Origin of the sequence: Escherichia coli, assembly GCF_036503815.1 — a bacterium.
Taxonomy (GTDB): domain Bacteria; phylum Pseudomonadota; class Gammaproteobacteria; order Enterobacterales; family Enterobacteriaceae; genus Escherichia; species Escherichia coli_F.
Genome location: NZ_AP027764.1, coordinates 4,484,783 through 4,499,163, shown reverse-complemented (window position 1 = coordinate 4,499,163; position 14,381 = coordinate 4,484,783). Strand labels below are relative to the sequence as shown.

Annotated in this window: 10 protein-coding genes and 1 tRNA gene; 1 reads left to right on the top strand and 10 read right to left on the bottom strand. The window is 48.0% G+C overall.

All coding sequences use genetic code 11. From position 1 onward, the window contains the following. Positions 1 to 164: 164 nt before the first annotated feature. The 10 genes from dtpC to aspA all read right to left on the bottom strand — a co-directional run bounded on the left by dtpC (position 165) and on the right by aspA (position 13,552). A complete protein-coding gene (gene dtpC, locus AABJ99_RS21560) occupies positions 165 to 1,622 on the bottom strand; it encodes a dipeptide/tripeptide permease DtpC (RefSeq protein ID WP_039021453.1) in 1,458 nt (485 codons plus the stop codon). Between the two features lie 58 nt (positions 1,623 to 1,680). After that, the gene (gene cadA / locus AABJ99_RS21555; protein ID WP_001355092.1) at positions 1,681 to 3,828 is read right to left on the bottom strand and encodes a lysine decarboxylase CadA; all 2,148 of its coding nucleotides are present in this window, start codon (positions 3,826 to 3,828) and stop codon (positions 1,681 to 1,683) included. Positions 3,829 to 3,907: 79 nt separating this feature from the next. After that, positions 3,908 to 5,242, bottom strand: coding sequence for a cadaverine/lysine antiporter (gene cadB, locus AABJ99_RS21550; RefSeq protein WP_000092915.1), 1,335 nt, complete (start codon positions 5,240 to 5,242; stop codon positions 3,908 to 3,910). A 364-nt stretch (positions 5,243 to 5,606) separates the two neighbouring features. Further along, positions 5,607 to 7,145 (bottom strand): lysine decarboxylation/transport transcriptional activator CadC, encoded by a 1,539-nt coding sequence (gene cadC / locus AABJ99_RS21545; protein WP_001187201.1) that lies wholly within the window; start codon positions 7,143 to 7,145, stop codon positions 5,607 to 5,609. A 631-nt stretch (positions 7,146 to 7,776) separates the two neighbouring features. Then, positions 7,777 to 7,852: transfer RNA gene (locus AABJ99_RS21540), tRNA-Phe, on the bottom strand. Positions 7,853 to 7,958: 106 nt separating this feature from the next. Beyond that, a complete protein-coding gene (gene dicD / locus AABJ99_RS21535; protein ID WP_001317578.1) occupies positions 7,959 to 8,534 on the bottom strand; it encodes a transcriptional regulator in 576 nt (191 codons plus the stop codon). A gap of 36 nt (positions 8,535 to 8,570) precedes the next feature. After that, positions 8,571 to 10,268: a protein-disulfide reductase DsbD gene (dsbD, locus tag AABJ99_RS21530; protein WP_039021644.1), complete on the bottom strand. Its 1,698-nt coding sequence runs from the start codon at positions 10,266 to 10,268 to the stop codon at positions 8,571 to 8,573. Then, a complete protein-coding gene (cutA, locus tag AABJ99_RS21525) occupies positions 10,244 to 10,582 on the bottom strand; it encodes a divalent cation tolerance protein CutA (protein ID WP_032304347.1) in 339 nt (112 codons plus the stop codon). Before cutA ends, dsbD begins: the two co-directional genes overlap by 25 nt. Positions 10,583 to 10,696: 114 nt before the next feature. Continuing rightward, complete coding sequence (dcuA, locus tag AABJ99_RS21520; RefSeq protein WP_000961957.1) at positions 10,697 to 11,998, bottom strand: anaerobic C4-dicarboxylate transporter DcuA; 1,302 nt, start codon at positions 11,996 to 11,998, stop codon at positions 10,697 to 10,699. 117 nt (positions 11,999 to 12,115) lie between these two features. After that, positions 12,116 to 13,552, bottom strand: a complete 1,437-nt coding sequence (gene aspA, locus AABJ99_RS21515; RefSeq protein WP_000069437.1) for an aspartate ammonia-lyase — start codon at positions 13,550 to 13,552, stop codon at positions 12,116 to 12,118. 336 nt (positions 13,553 to 13,888) lie between these two features. Between aspA and fxsA the strand changes: the two genes are divergently transcribed. Continuing rightward, the gene (gene fxsA, locus AABJ99_RS21510) at positions 13,889 to 14,368 is read left to right on the top strand and encodes an FxsA family protein (RefSeq protein ID WP_039021645.1); all 480 of its coding nucleotides are present in this window, start codon (positions 13,889 to 13,891) and stop codon (positions 14,366 to 14,368) included. Positions 14,369 to 14,381 lie beyond the last annotated feature (13 nt).

Below are 14,381 nucleotides of genomic sequence, written 5' to 3'. Positions count from 1 at the left end.
TCGACTATTAATAACTCAGTTTATCTTATCGAAACTAACGCTTACCTCAAGTTGATATCACTAATAAATAACCAACAAGATGGTTTAAATAACTTATTAATCTCGATTTGCTAGTGTGATAAACTGAAAGTTAATTTATTCATAACCAATTGTTTTTACGACAGTTAATCGTTGCTCTCCTGTATCATATTCGTCGGCGTGCTAAACAGAAAACGGGTAGCAAAGGCCAATACCACGATGATCGCGACACAAGCCAACGTCCACTCTCCCATCTGAGAAAAGAATCGCTGGTAAGCTGCAATTGCCATTCCGCTAATTTGCGACTCTGTCGTCTGCTGTGCCACGACGCCTGCCAGCCAGTTGGCGACCGCGCCTGTTGCCAGCATATAAATACCGGTTAATACGCCAGACATTTTCAGACGCGTGATTTGCGCAATCGCCACCGGGTCAATAAAGAGTTCGGCAAAGCCCATTAGCGCCAGCCCGGATATCATCACGCCCATTGACGCTTGACCGCCGGCCGCTGCATGTCGGGCATCAAATGCCAGCAACATAAAGCCACAAGCCATCAGCAGTAAGCCAAAGGCAAACTTCAGCCAGACGCGCAATGCTGAATTGCCGCGGCTTTCTGGCGACGCCAGCCAGGCCAGAACAACCCCAGCGAGCATCACCGCAATGGCATTCACCGACTGGAATAGTGCTGTAGGTACTTCAATATTGAATGCCTGACGATTCACAAAGCGATCGATAAACAAGCTGATGGTACTGCCGCCCTGTTGTGCCAGTACCCAGAACAACGTCCCGACAAACATCAACAATACAATTTGCCAAAGAGCACGGCGGTGTTCGGGGAATTTGATCATCATGCGGGCAATGATTTGTGCGGCAATGAGGCAAACGATCGCCAGCAAATATCCCGACCAGTCGTTCTCCAGCAGCAGGGTAAAAAATACTGGGGCTAAACAGAGCATCACCACTAACCAGCTCCATACTGGTAAGGCAAATTTCACGCGAGTGAGCGCTTTCTTATCCATACTACGCGTGGACTGGAAATGACGATGACCGCTTAAGAAAATCAACAAACCGATAAACATGCCGCCACCCGCAAGGGCAAAGCCAACATGCCAGCCATACCACTGAGCAGCCAGGCCGCAGGCGATGGGGGCTGCGATAGAACCGATATTGCCCGCAGCATACAGCAGCGAAAAACCGCCATCACGTCGATGATCGTTCTCGTCGTAGAGCTCGCCAAGCAAACAGCTGATGTTTGATTTGAATAAACCGTAGCCACAAATAATGATTGCCAGCGCCAGATACAGGCTAAAGGTTGAATTTGTATCAATGCCCAGCACTACATGGCCAAGGGTCATTAACAGCGCGCCGGCAATCACTGCAGTGCGATTGCCGAGCAGGCGGTCGGCAAGCCAGCCGCCGAGAATAGGGGTAACGTAAACCAGAGATGCATATGCGCTGAACAGGCTGATGGCATGGTTATCATCAAAACCAAGCTGATGGGTGAGATAGAGAATGAGTAAGGCACGCATGCCGTAAAAACTGAAGTACTCCCAGATTTGGATCGCCACGATATAGTATATCGCGCGCGGCTGTGAGGGTGTTTTCATGTGTTCTCCTTATGAGCAAAAAAGGGAAGTGGCAAGCCACTTCCCTTGTACGAGCTAATTATTTTTTGCTTTCTTCTTTCAATACCTTAACGGTATAGCGGCCATCAGCCTGACGGTATGCACCGTGAATATCGGTTTCAAAGCCCGGATAGTGAGCGCCGATTTCACACAGCATCTGCAGGAACTCCAGAACCGGACGGCTTTCTTCGGTGATCATTTCACCCGGCATTACCAGAGGAACTCCCGGCGGATACGGAAGGATCATATTGGCGTTAATACGACCTACCATTTCGTCGAGGTAAACTTCTTCGGTCATACCGTGCAGCTCTTTCTGGAACGCCGCATACGGAGTCATAACCATTGTCGGCAGAACTTCAAATGCGCGATACATCAGATCCGGCAGATTGTGGTGAACAATCAGTTTGTGGATATTCTGAGCCAGTTCCTGAATACGCATATCTTCATAGAATTCAGGATCTTCACGATACAGAGACGGCAGCATGTTTTTCACACGCAGGTTCAGGTCGAACGCACGTTTGAAGTCAGTCAGAGCACGCAGCAGGCTCAATGCTTTGGTCTTATCAATACCGATGCTGAACAGGAACAGCAGGTTATACGGGCCGGTTTTCTCAACAACGATGCCATGTTCGTCGAGGTATTTCGCCACGATGCTGGCCGGAATACCAAAGTCGCTCATGGTGCCGTCTTTTTCCATCCCCGGGGTCAGCAGGGTGACTTTAATCGGGTCAAGATACATGTGCTCATTGTCGATGTTCTTGAAGCCGTGCCAGGAGCTGTCAGAACGCAGCGGCCAGCATTCAGTGGTATCGATATGATCCGGCTGCCATACATCAAAGAACCAGCCATCAGATTCCGTTCTCAGGCGTTTGATCTCTTTACGGAACTTGATCGCACGTTCAATGGAACCGTTGATCAGACGCTTACCAGCATTACCTTTCATCATCGCCGCAGCGGTTTCAGTGGACGCCACGATACCGTAGTGCGGAGAAGTGGTGGTGTGCATCATGTAGGCTTCGTTAAAGGTTTCTTCGTTTACATCACCTTTAACGTGGATCATGGAAGCCTGAGAGAACGCCGCCAGCAGTTTGTGAGTAGACTGGGTTTCGTAAATCACTTTCCCTTCTACACGGCCACCGCTCATACCGCATTTACCTTCGTAAATCGGTGAGAAGTTGGTGTAAGGCACCCACGCGGAGTCAAAGTGGATGGATTTCACATCCAGTGTTTTCTTGATGAAGTCGGTGTTGTACAGCAGACCATCATAGGTAGAGTTGGTAATTACAGCATGTACCGGCCAGGTTGCGTTTGGTGTTTCTTTCACGCGCTTAGCAATGGTAGCGTGCTGGAATTCACTCTGTGGGATACCACCAAGAATACCGTAAGCGTTACGGGTCGGGCGGAAATAGATTGGCGTAACATCGCTCATCATCATCAGGTGGGTCAGCGATTTGTGGCAGTTACGGTCAATCAGAATGGTGCTGCCTGCCGGAGCAGAGTACATACCAACAATTTTGTTCGCAGTGGAAGTACCGTTGGTCACCATGTAACTGCGGTCTGCGTTAAATACGCGAGCGATATACTGTTCTGCTTCTTTGTGTGGACCACTGTGATCCAGCAGAGAACCCAGTTCAGATACTGAAATGGAAATATCAGATTTCATGGTGTTCGGACCAAAGAAATCATAGAACAGGCTACCTACCGGGCTTTTCTGGAATGCAGTACCGCCCATGTGACCAGGAGTACAGAAAGTATATTTACCTTCACGAACATATTTAAACAGTGCTTTGGTCAGCGGAGGCAGAATAGTGTTGATATATTCGTCAGTGGTCTGCTTGATCTTGTTAGCAATATCATCAGCAGCACCCAGCGCATATTCAAAGAAGCTAATCTGTAAACGCAGGTCATTCAGGCTGACATCGAGAGTGGAATACGTATTAGCGAACGCATACAACGGCAGGTTCTCGTTCATTTTGCTAATTTCTTCGCACAGCTCGAGATTATATTTATCCCAGTCAAAAATAACACCGCACAGACGCGCATTGTTTTCGATCAGTTTTAATAAGTCGTCACGGTCATTCGGGTAAACAATCTGGAAGTTCAGACGTTCAAGCGCGCGATGAAGTTCACGGATGGGTTCTTCTTTAAAATAAACCCCCATGTGATTCAATATTGCAATAACGTTCATAGTCATATCTCCAGGTAAAAAAGGCCCCTCCCAACACATGGGACAAAATGAAAGGAGGAGCCTCGGAAAATACTTTTAATTAATGTGCGTTAGACGCTGTGTGGTTATCCATTGAGTGGCTCTGGCGCTCGTGCATTTTGCGAGCGTAGAACATCAGGATAATCAGGCTGACGATGAAGGTACCTGCCAGCTCGAAGGAGCTTGCGCCCATTAGCGCGATGAAGCAGAACACGCAACCCAGTACAGAGCAGATCAGGCTGACAAAGTTGCGGATGTTAACGCCTTCAAAACGAATCAGGTCAACGCAAGAGTAGAAGTACGGCAGCATAGTCAGCAGTACTGCGATACCGGTCAGTTCACCGAACAGGTCAGATGCTTTACCACCGGCAGAGTTCATCAGAGTGATGAGGATCATCAGGGCAGTCATTTTCACTGCAGCCAGCAGCAGACCTTTTTTCGGAATACCGTTGCTGTCGACTTCACCATAAACTTTCGGGAAGTTACCGTCGTTAGCGGCACGCACACCTGCCTGACCTACCAGCATCATCCAGGAGCCCAGAGAAGTCAGGCACGCAAAAGCGGTGAATGCAGAAACCATCGGCGCAGCCCAGTTACCCAGGATAGTAGAAGCACTGATTGCAAACGGAGCACCGGAGCCTGCCATTACAGAAGACGGATACATACCGGAAAGCACCTGAGTTGCAGCGATGTAAACAATACCTGCTAAACCAGTACCCAGCATGGTTGCCAGCGGAACGGTACGTTTCGGGTTTTTAACCATACCAGTACTTACCGCTGCGGATTCAACACCCACGAAGGCCCACAGGCAGAGCAGAATACTTTTAATGATCGCATGACCATCAGTAGTACCTGCGGTATTCCAGTTAGCAGCATAAGTTGCAGCATCAAACCAATGCCAGCCAACAATAGCAGTCATAACTACAGGAATAAGAACCAGCACCAGACCAATAGTGGTTAAACGGCTTACCCAGGTACCGCCGAGCATATTTACAAAGGTAAATACCCAGACGATAGCAATACAAGCGATACCCGCCGGAACAGGATCATTTAATACAGGGAAGAAGGTGGAAAGATAAGATACAGCGGTAATACCAATCGCCAGGTTACCAATCCAGTTAGCATGGTAATAAAGAACACCTGTCTGAAAACCAAATGCAGGAGAAATTTCTCCGGCATAAGCAATTGGGCCACCTTGTTGCGGGTTTTTTGTTGCCAGTCGGGCATATACATAAGCCAACGACATTGCACCAATAATAGAGATAATCCAACCCCAGATAGCAATACCACCGATACTTGCAAGGTTCGCAGGCAATAATGCAATGCCGCTCCCCATCATATTACCGGCAACAACACCGGTACAGGCAAATAGCCCGATCTTCTTGGCAGAACTCATGCTCTTCTCCTAATTTCATTTTTGAATTTGGAGTCCGGGTCATGATGCGTAACTATTTACTGACCAGACCAAACTGGCGACAAGATTACTCAAAAAAAAAGATTAATCCTAAAGATTAGGTGAAATAACACAAAAGTTTCTGTAAGTGAGAACTTGAGGTTTTTTATTAACACATCAGGATCGCAAGTTGATATCATGAAAAGATAAACATTCAATATTTACAATGAATTAAGAGATGTTTTTCGGTTAAATTTCTGCTATAAAAATTATGCGGCAAATAAATTGCCGCAACATATTATACCAACAATAACATACAAAAAATCAACAACAAATATTCTCGAGCATGAGTCAACCCGGGAGTCACTTATTCTGAGGCGAGAAATTTGTCGAGATAAGGTACAACATAAGGAACAGAAGTCTGGAATATACCATTTTCAATCCAGTAAAGGGTGTTTGCCCCTGGGCGTAAATTAAAGGCGGTGAGATATGCATCAGCTGCTTCCCGGTTCATCCCCTTCATTTCATAAACCTTGCCAAGCAACACATAATTTAGCCAGGACATTTCAAGATCAATGCCAGTATTTATCGCCTGGTAAGACTCATCTGTTTTACCTTTTACCAGAGCACTGACCGCTTTTATTTGATATATAATGGACAGGTTGTTCAGTTCCGGCAGTGTAACAATGTTATCTATTTCTGTATTCAGTGCTGCTAATTGTTTTTCATCTAAAGGATGTTGAGAATGGCGCACGATATCAACTAATGCTTTTTCTGCTCTCGCGTAGGTAAATTCGGGGGATGATTGAACAATCTCACCTAGTAATTCACTGGCACGGTTCAATGATTTATCATCGCCATGCAGTAAATAATCATGAGCCTGATAAAAATTAGTTAATAACGCACCACGATGCGGCAAAATTTGCTGGAGCATCTCCTGCATTCGTTGTGGCCACGGTTGGTTTAACGCTTTTGATAAACTCTCCAGTAAATCATTTTGAATCGCCAGCTGATTACCGTTAGTGATGACATAACGTTTATCCAGCATGGTTGAACCATCTGCATTGTCTACCAATTTTACCGACATAAAGCATTGTTGAGCACGGTATTGGCGCTGATTAACAAACGCAATAGATAATGTTTTACCGGAACTGCTCGGTTCATCAATGTTGTAGTTGATTTTGTCATGCACCATAAAGGTGGAGAAGGTGTTAAGTGATGTCGCCACCAAATCACCCACGCCTATCGCGTAAGAGAGCTGATACGGGGAACTCCAGCTGTTACAACTTTTATTTACCATATTAATGTCAATATCGCGTGGATTGAGCAAAATACGCGATTTGCTCATAGGAAGACGTGTATCAAGACTTGAAAACGCTACCAGTGCTACACAGATACCTAACGACAACAGGAAAAAAAACCATACCCAAAAGGTAGTGAATCGTTTGCTTTTAACTGGGGATTGTTCAGGTGGTGTTGCGGTGTTTTGAATGTTAAGACTTTGGGAGGGAGAATCTGTGTCAGGAACCGCCTCTGGTATAGGGGGAGGCGAAGATAGCATTATTTCCTCTCCCTCTTCTTCGCTGTACCAGATAACCGGCACCATTAATTTATAGCCGCGCTTTGGTACAGTAGCGATATAGACAGGACTATCTTCATCATTATCTTTTAATGACTTACGTAGTTCTGAGATACTCTGCGTCACAACGTGATTGGTGACAATACTTCTCTTCCAGACATTATCGATAAGTTCATCCCTGCTAAGTACTTCGCCACTGTGTTGAGCAAAGAAAACCAGAAGATCGATTAATCTCGGCTCAAGGGTAAGTTGACGCCCATTGCGACTAATTTGGTTTATGGACGGAGTAACAAGCCATTCGCCAACGCGAACTACAGGTTGTTGCATAATAGAAACTCATTCGAAAAGGGAATGGTTCAATGATAATTGCCACAACCTATTTTTACCATCTATAGATGGTTTTATTTACATATAATTGGTGAATGCAAGACGTTATTTTTACCAGCCATAAACTTCTTGATTACATAGTATTACGAAAGGATTTTACTGAGAACCAGAAGTAATATTCCTTATCATCAAAATTCATCATCTTTGCCAAAGAAAAATGTTCAGAAAATAATCCATGGGAAATTGCCCGGCGCGCTTACTATTTTTATGGATTGTTAGTCTTTGCATGAGCAAGCGGACTGATACATTTCTCTTTGTTCTCATTCAGAAAATCTCATCAGTCGGCGTTCTGCCCGAGGTTGTGCTTTATATATGTCATCGGCAACGATACCGTTAAGCTCTTGATGACATCATTTGATTTTCAACTGCACCACGCAGCCGCACGACATTTCGTGAGAGTCATTCATAGCTTAGGGATAAATTTCCCAGAGCTGGGGTATACCCGCAACATGCTGGCGATGTGGGAAAATTTGGTTGAGATTGTTAGAAATGATTTGAAGGCAGAACGCTTAAATCACATGGCGTCCTGAAACGAAAAACGGACCTCCGTGGAGGTCCGTTTATATGAATTTGGTGCCCGGACTCGGAATCGAACCAAGGACACGGGGATTTTCAATCCCCTGCTCTACCGACTGAGCTATCCGGGCAACGGGGCGCATTAAACCGTAATCTGCACATCTCGTCAACCTAATTTCAGTAAAAGCGATTCAACTGCTTAAGATTGCGGCAAATCGCTTCTTTTCTGTGTTTCTGTCAGGTCAGTGCGCCACCCTGGCGGCAGCGAGCGAAGCGCAGGATATCTTCTGCCAGCCGATGTGCGGTGTCGACATCCGCGTGGCTACGATTCACCAGCATTCGGCTTAAACAGCCTTCCAGCACCAGTTCCATCTGCTTTGCTACCATCGCCGGATCGTCAACTTCCAGCGTGGTTAACAGTTCGTGGGTGAAATCGTAGGCCGCGCTTTTTTGCTGATCGGCCAGTTGATGAATAGGGTGGCCAGGATCGGGATAAAACGTACAGGCAGCGATAAACAGACAGCCCGGATAGCGGTTGTTTTTAACGCACTCCGATAACGCCTGATAACGTGCCAGCAGCTTTTGTTCGGCGGTTTGCGTTTCGTCCAGCATCAGCTGACGACGCCAGACATCTATCTGTTGGCTAAGATAGCGCAGCGCATCATAGAGGATTGCCTCTTTGTCTGGCCAGAAGCGGCGTAGCTCGTCCAGTGGATAATCCACACGTTCAGCAACCATCTCCAGCGTGGTGTTGGCAATCCCTTGTAATTCTAATAATTTCAGGGCTTCTCCCAGTACATCTTCACGTTGCACGCTATTTTCCTCCGTCTTTCCCACTGCAAGTGTCGTTCACGGTTGGCGATCGCGCAAATGTGCGCTGAAGGTTTCAGCATCCATAAAGCCCGTGACGCGTGCTTGTGGATGCTCCTGGCCTTGTCCGTCAAAAAAGAGAATTGTCGGTAGGCCAAGGACATTAAGATGCTTTAACAGCGCCACATCTTGGGCGTCGTTGGCAGTGACGTTGGCCTGAAGTAATACCGTGTCTGCTAACGCTTTTTGCACCTGCGGGTCGCTGAAGGTGTATTTCTCAAACTCTTTACAGGCGACGCACCAGTCGGCATAGAGATCTAACATCACTGGTTTGCCTTTGGCTTCAACGAGCGCCTGATTTAACTCATCTACCGTTTTGATTTGTGTAAAGTTGAGATGCGTCTGAGTTTGCGCGGTATGCGTCGCACCAAATGCCCAATCCTGAAGTGGGCGCACGCTAACCAATGCTGCTGCCAGCAGAATTATTTGCACTACGCTCATCCAGCCGCGTTTGGCCTGTAGGCTGGTGATAAAGGCCCAGCCAAAGAATGCGACACCAAGCGCCGACCACAAGCGTAATCCCCATATATCACCAATCACTCGCTCCAGCAGGAAGACCGGCAGCGCGAGGATCACAAAACCAAACGCGGTTTTGACTTGTTCCATCCACGGGCCGCTTTTCGGCAGCAAGCGGTTACCAAAGACGGTAATTAGCATCAGCGGCAGGCCCATGCCCAACGCATAGAGATAAAGCGTGCCGCCGCCCAGCCACATGTTCCCGCTTTGGGCGATATACAGCAGAATCGCGCTAAGCGGTGCGGTGGTGCATGGTGAACAGATCAGTCCGGCAATCGCCCCCATAACAAACACACCGCCAGGTGAACCGCCCTGTTGGCGATTGCTCATCAGCGTGAGGCGCGTTTGCAGCGAAGAGGGGAGTTGCAGGGTAAACAAGCCAAACATTGACATCGCCAGCAAGGTAAAGACGATAGCGAGGCCAATGAGCACGTATGGGTGCTGTAGCGCCGCCTGGAACTGTAACCCTGCGGCGGCAACCACCAGACCCAGTGCCGTGTAAGTCAGCGCCATCCCCTGCACATAAATAAAGGTCAGCAACAATGCTCTGGCAGTGGAGAGCCGCTGTTTACCGCCCAGCACGATGCCAGAAATCAGTGGGTACATTGGCAGCACGCATGGCGTAAAGGCGATACCAATACCGATCAACAACGCCCAGAGCGCGGAAAAGGGCAATTGTGCGGCGGGCTGCTCTTGCTGCGGAACAGATGCAGGCTGTAGCGCTGCGTTGTTGGCGACCACTTCGCTTAACGGAACGGTTTTGGTTTCTGGCGGATAACAGAAGCCGGCATCAGCGCAGCCCTGGTAGGTCACCGTTAACGTCGCTCCTGCACTCGCCTGGTTGATGGTTATGGGAAGTGTCAGCCGATCGCGGTAAATCTCGCTTTTGCCGTAAAATTCATCTTCATGCCAGACGCCTTGCGGCAGCTGCACGTCGGCAATTTTCGCGTGTTCCGGCGTAATACGGACCTGTTTACGGTAGAGGTAGTAACCGTCTTTGATCTGCCAGGTCAGATTCAGGTCATGTTGGTTTTGCTGAAAATCAAAAGCAAAGGCTTGATCCGCGGGGACAAATTGCGAACGTCCCGGCGCGTCGAATAATCCGGCAAAAACGGAAGTGCTGCAAAGTAGCAGGATCAGCGTAAAGATGCGTTGAGCCATGAGAGGTAATCTGTGTCTCCGTGTGTAACAGGTAAAACCAGAAGTTCCGGGGTTTGATATGGATGATGAGACTTCAGGCATTCCAGCAGTGCCTGCTGGTGAGATACGGTAGTTTTTAAAATCATCTGTACTTCGTATTCTTGCTCCAGCTTACCTTCCCAGTAATAGAGAGAGGTCGCGCCGGGGATCAAGGTCGCGCAGGCTGCCAGTTTTTCCGCCAGCACTTTGGCGGCTAAATCCTGGGCTGTCGCTTCATCCGGTGCGGTACATAGCACCACGACAGACACGGTATTCGAACTTTTTTCATCAAGCATAAACACCTCGCAAGAACAGATGGAACCGCAAGAGAGAGGTCACTATACAACGGACGGGGGAAGGATGTTAGTCGGCGGGAAAGAAAGCGGGGCCTGAAGCCCCGCGATTGGTCATTACAGCATGAAGCTACCCAGCAAGAAGCCGAAGCAAACAGCCAGGGCAACACCCAGAGTACCCGGGATGAAGAACGGATGGTTGAAGACGAATTTACCGATACGGGTAGTACCCGTGTCATCCATCTGTACCGCAGCAACCAGCGTCGGGTAGGTCGGCAGAATGAACAGACCAGACACCGCAGCGAAAGAAGCAACAGCGGTCAGCGGAGAAACGTTCAGTGCCAGAGCCATCGGCATCAGTGCTTTTGCGGTTGCAGCCTGAGAGTACAGCAGAGCAGAAGCAAAGAAGAAGATGACGGCCAGCAGCCACGGATGACCCTGAATCACTTCACCAGCGGTATCTTTGATCCAGTCGATGTTGTTGGAAACGAAAGTATCGCCCAGCCACGCAACACCCAGGATACAAATACAGGCGCTCATACCTGCTTTGAAGGTGCTGGAGTTGAGGATGTTGTCGGTATCGACTTTACAGATAACGGTGGTCAGAGTTGCAACGCTGAGCATGATGATCAGGATTGCGTTGGTGGTGTTCATCAGCGGTTTTTCAACCAGACCCATGCTTGGGCTGTTGATGATTGCATAGATAACAACGCCAACTACGCCCAGCAGGAACAGCCAGACGGACGTTTTTGCACCGGATTTGATTTCAATCTGCTTTTCACCGCGCAGTTCAACCAGGCCCTCTTCCAGACGCTTGCGATAAATCGGATCGTCAGAGAGTTTGGAGTTGAACAGCATAGTGACCAGGAAGGACATCACCAGAACCGCCAGCAGGGTGGACGGGATGACCACGGAGAGCAGATGGAGGTAGCTGATGCCATGACCTTCCATCACGGAAGACATGTAAACCACTGCTGCTGAGATTGGCGATGCGGTGATCGCAATCTGCGCGGATACCACTGCAGTAGACAGCGGACGGCAAGGTTTAACGCCTTGTTCCTTCGCAACTTCAGCGATAACTGGCAGTGTCGCCAGAGAGATGTTGCCAGTACCAGCAAAGATAGTCAGGAAATAGGTCACGATCGGTGCGAGGATCGTGATGTATTTCGGGTTACGGCGCAGCAGCTTTTCTGTCTGATGAACCAGATAGTCCAGACCGCCAGCAACCTGCATGGCAGAAATAGCGGCGATAACCGCCATGATAATGGAAATGACATCGAACGGGATGTTACCGGGTTTAACGCCAATAGCGGCAAGAACCAGCACCCCCAATCCGCCTGCAAAACCAATACCTATTCCCCCCAATCTGGCGCCCAAGAAGATCGCCAGCAAAACTATGATGAGTTCTACAACTAGCATATTAGCCTTCCTTGTTTTTTAACAAGTTGATATTAGATTGTTATTTTTAAGTTACTACTCACAAGAAAAAAGGCACGTCATCTGACGTGCCTTCTTTATTTGTACTACCCTGTACGATTACTGTTCGCTTTCATCAGTATAGCGTTTTGCTTTGTAAGCCGGGTGCATCAGATTCTGTACGGAGAAAATATCGTCAAGTTCCGCTTCAGTCAACAGACCGCGTTCCAGAACGACTTCACGTACACTCTTACCGGTTTCGGCACAGATTTTACCCACGATGTCACCGTTGTGGTGACCGATGAACGGGTTCAAGTAAGTAACGATACCGATAGAGTTGTAAACGTAACCTTCGCACACTTCTTTGTTAGCCGTGATGCCGTTAATGCATTTTTCCAGCAGGTTGTAGCAAGCGTTGGTCAGAATGTGAACGGATTCGAACATAGCCTGGCCAATGACCGGCTCCATAACGTTCAACTGCAGCTGACCTGCTTCAGCTGCCATGGTAACAGTGGTGTCGTTACCGATGACTTTGAAGCATACCTGGTTAACCACTTCCGGAACAACCGGGTTTACTTTAGCTGGCATGATGGAAGAGCCCGCCTGCAGTTCCGGCAGGTTGATCTCGTTCAGGCCGGCACGTGGACCAGAAGAGAGCAAGCGCAGGTCGTTACAGATTTTGGACATCTTCACAGCCAGGCGTTTCAGCGCGCCGTGAACCATAACATAAGCGCCGCAGTCAGAGGTCGCTTCGATCAGGTCTTCAGCCGGTACGCATGGGAAGCCAGTGACTTCAGCCAGTTTTTTCACTGCCAGCGGAGAGTACTCTTTCGGCGTGTTCAGACCAGTACCGATTGCTGTTGCGCCAAGGTTAACTTCCAGCAGCAGCTCAGCGGTACGTTGGATATTTTTCACTTCTTCTTTCAGCAGGATGCTGAAAGCGCGGAATTCCTGACCGAGGGTCATCGGTACTGCGTCCTGCAGCTGGGTACGACCCATTTTCAGGATGTCCTGGAATTCGACAGCTTTACGTTCAAAGCCTTCACGCAGTTGGTTAATCGCATCTACCAGCTTAATCAGGGAAGAGTAAACTGCGATACGGAAACCGGTCGGGTAGGCGTCGTTAGTGGACTGACATTTGTTAACATGGTCGTTCGGGTTCAGGTACTGATATTCACCTTTCTGGTGACCCATCAGTTCCAGACCGATATTGGCCAGCACTTCGTTGGTGTTCATGTTTACGGAAGTACCTGCGCCGCCCTGGTAGACGTCTACCGGGAACTGATCCATGCATTTTCCGTTGTTCAGGACTTCATCACATGCGGCAATGATGGCATTCGCTACACTTTTAGGAATGGTTTGCAGCTCTTTGTTTGCCATAGCTGCGGCTTTTTTAACCATTACCATACCGCGAACAAATTCAGGAATATCACTGATTTTGTTGTTGCTGATATAGAAGTTTTCAATCGCTCTCAGAGTGTGAACACCATAGTAGGCATCAGCTGGAACTTCCCTGGTACCCAACAGATCTTCTTCGATACGAATGTTGTTTGACATGTGAACCTTCTTTTTCAAGCTGCCAATGATTTGCTTTAAACACACAGAATATATGTGGTTTCGAATGTTTTTCGACCGACGATTATCCCCTGCATCGACCGAATACCCGAGATCATATGCTGCTTGAGGATTTCTACCGTAATCTGGATCACTTTAAGTGTCGGTTTTTACCCCTTAATTATTAATTTGTGAAATAGATCACCGCTTTGGGATTACTACCAAAAATAGTTGCGCAAACATCTTGAAATTTTGCTAATGACCACAATATAAGCTGAACGCGATTCGCAACCCATTCAGGTAGCCGGGTTTAACCGGCTGCTATTACAGGAGAAACCTTTGCGCTGGTTACCTTTTATTGCCATTTTCCTTTATGTCTATATTGAGATTTCAATCTTTATTCAGGTTGCCCATGTATTGGGGGTATTGCTGACCCTCGTGCTGGTTATATTCACGTCAGTTATCGGTATGTCACTGGTACGTAACCAGGGCTTTAAGAATTTCGTGCTGATGCAGCAAAAAATGGCGGCAGGTGAAAACCCAGCGGCGGAGATGATTAAAAGTGTTTCGCTGATCATTGCCGGTTTGCTGCTTTTATTACCGGGCTTTTTCACCGACTTCCTCGGTCTTCTGCTTTTATTACCGCCGGTGCAAAAGCATCTGACAGTGAAGTTGATGCCGCATTTGCGCTTTTCTCGCATGCCAGGCGGCGGTTTTAGAGCCGGGACAGGTGGCGGTAATACTTTTGATGGTGAGTACCAGCGAAAGGATGATGAGCGCGACCGCCTTGATCATAAAGAAGACGATCGCCAGGATTAATGCCGAAACGCCG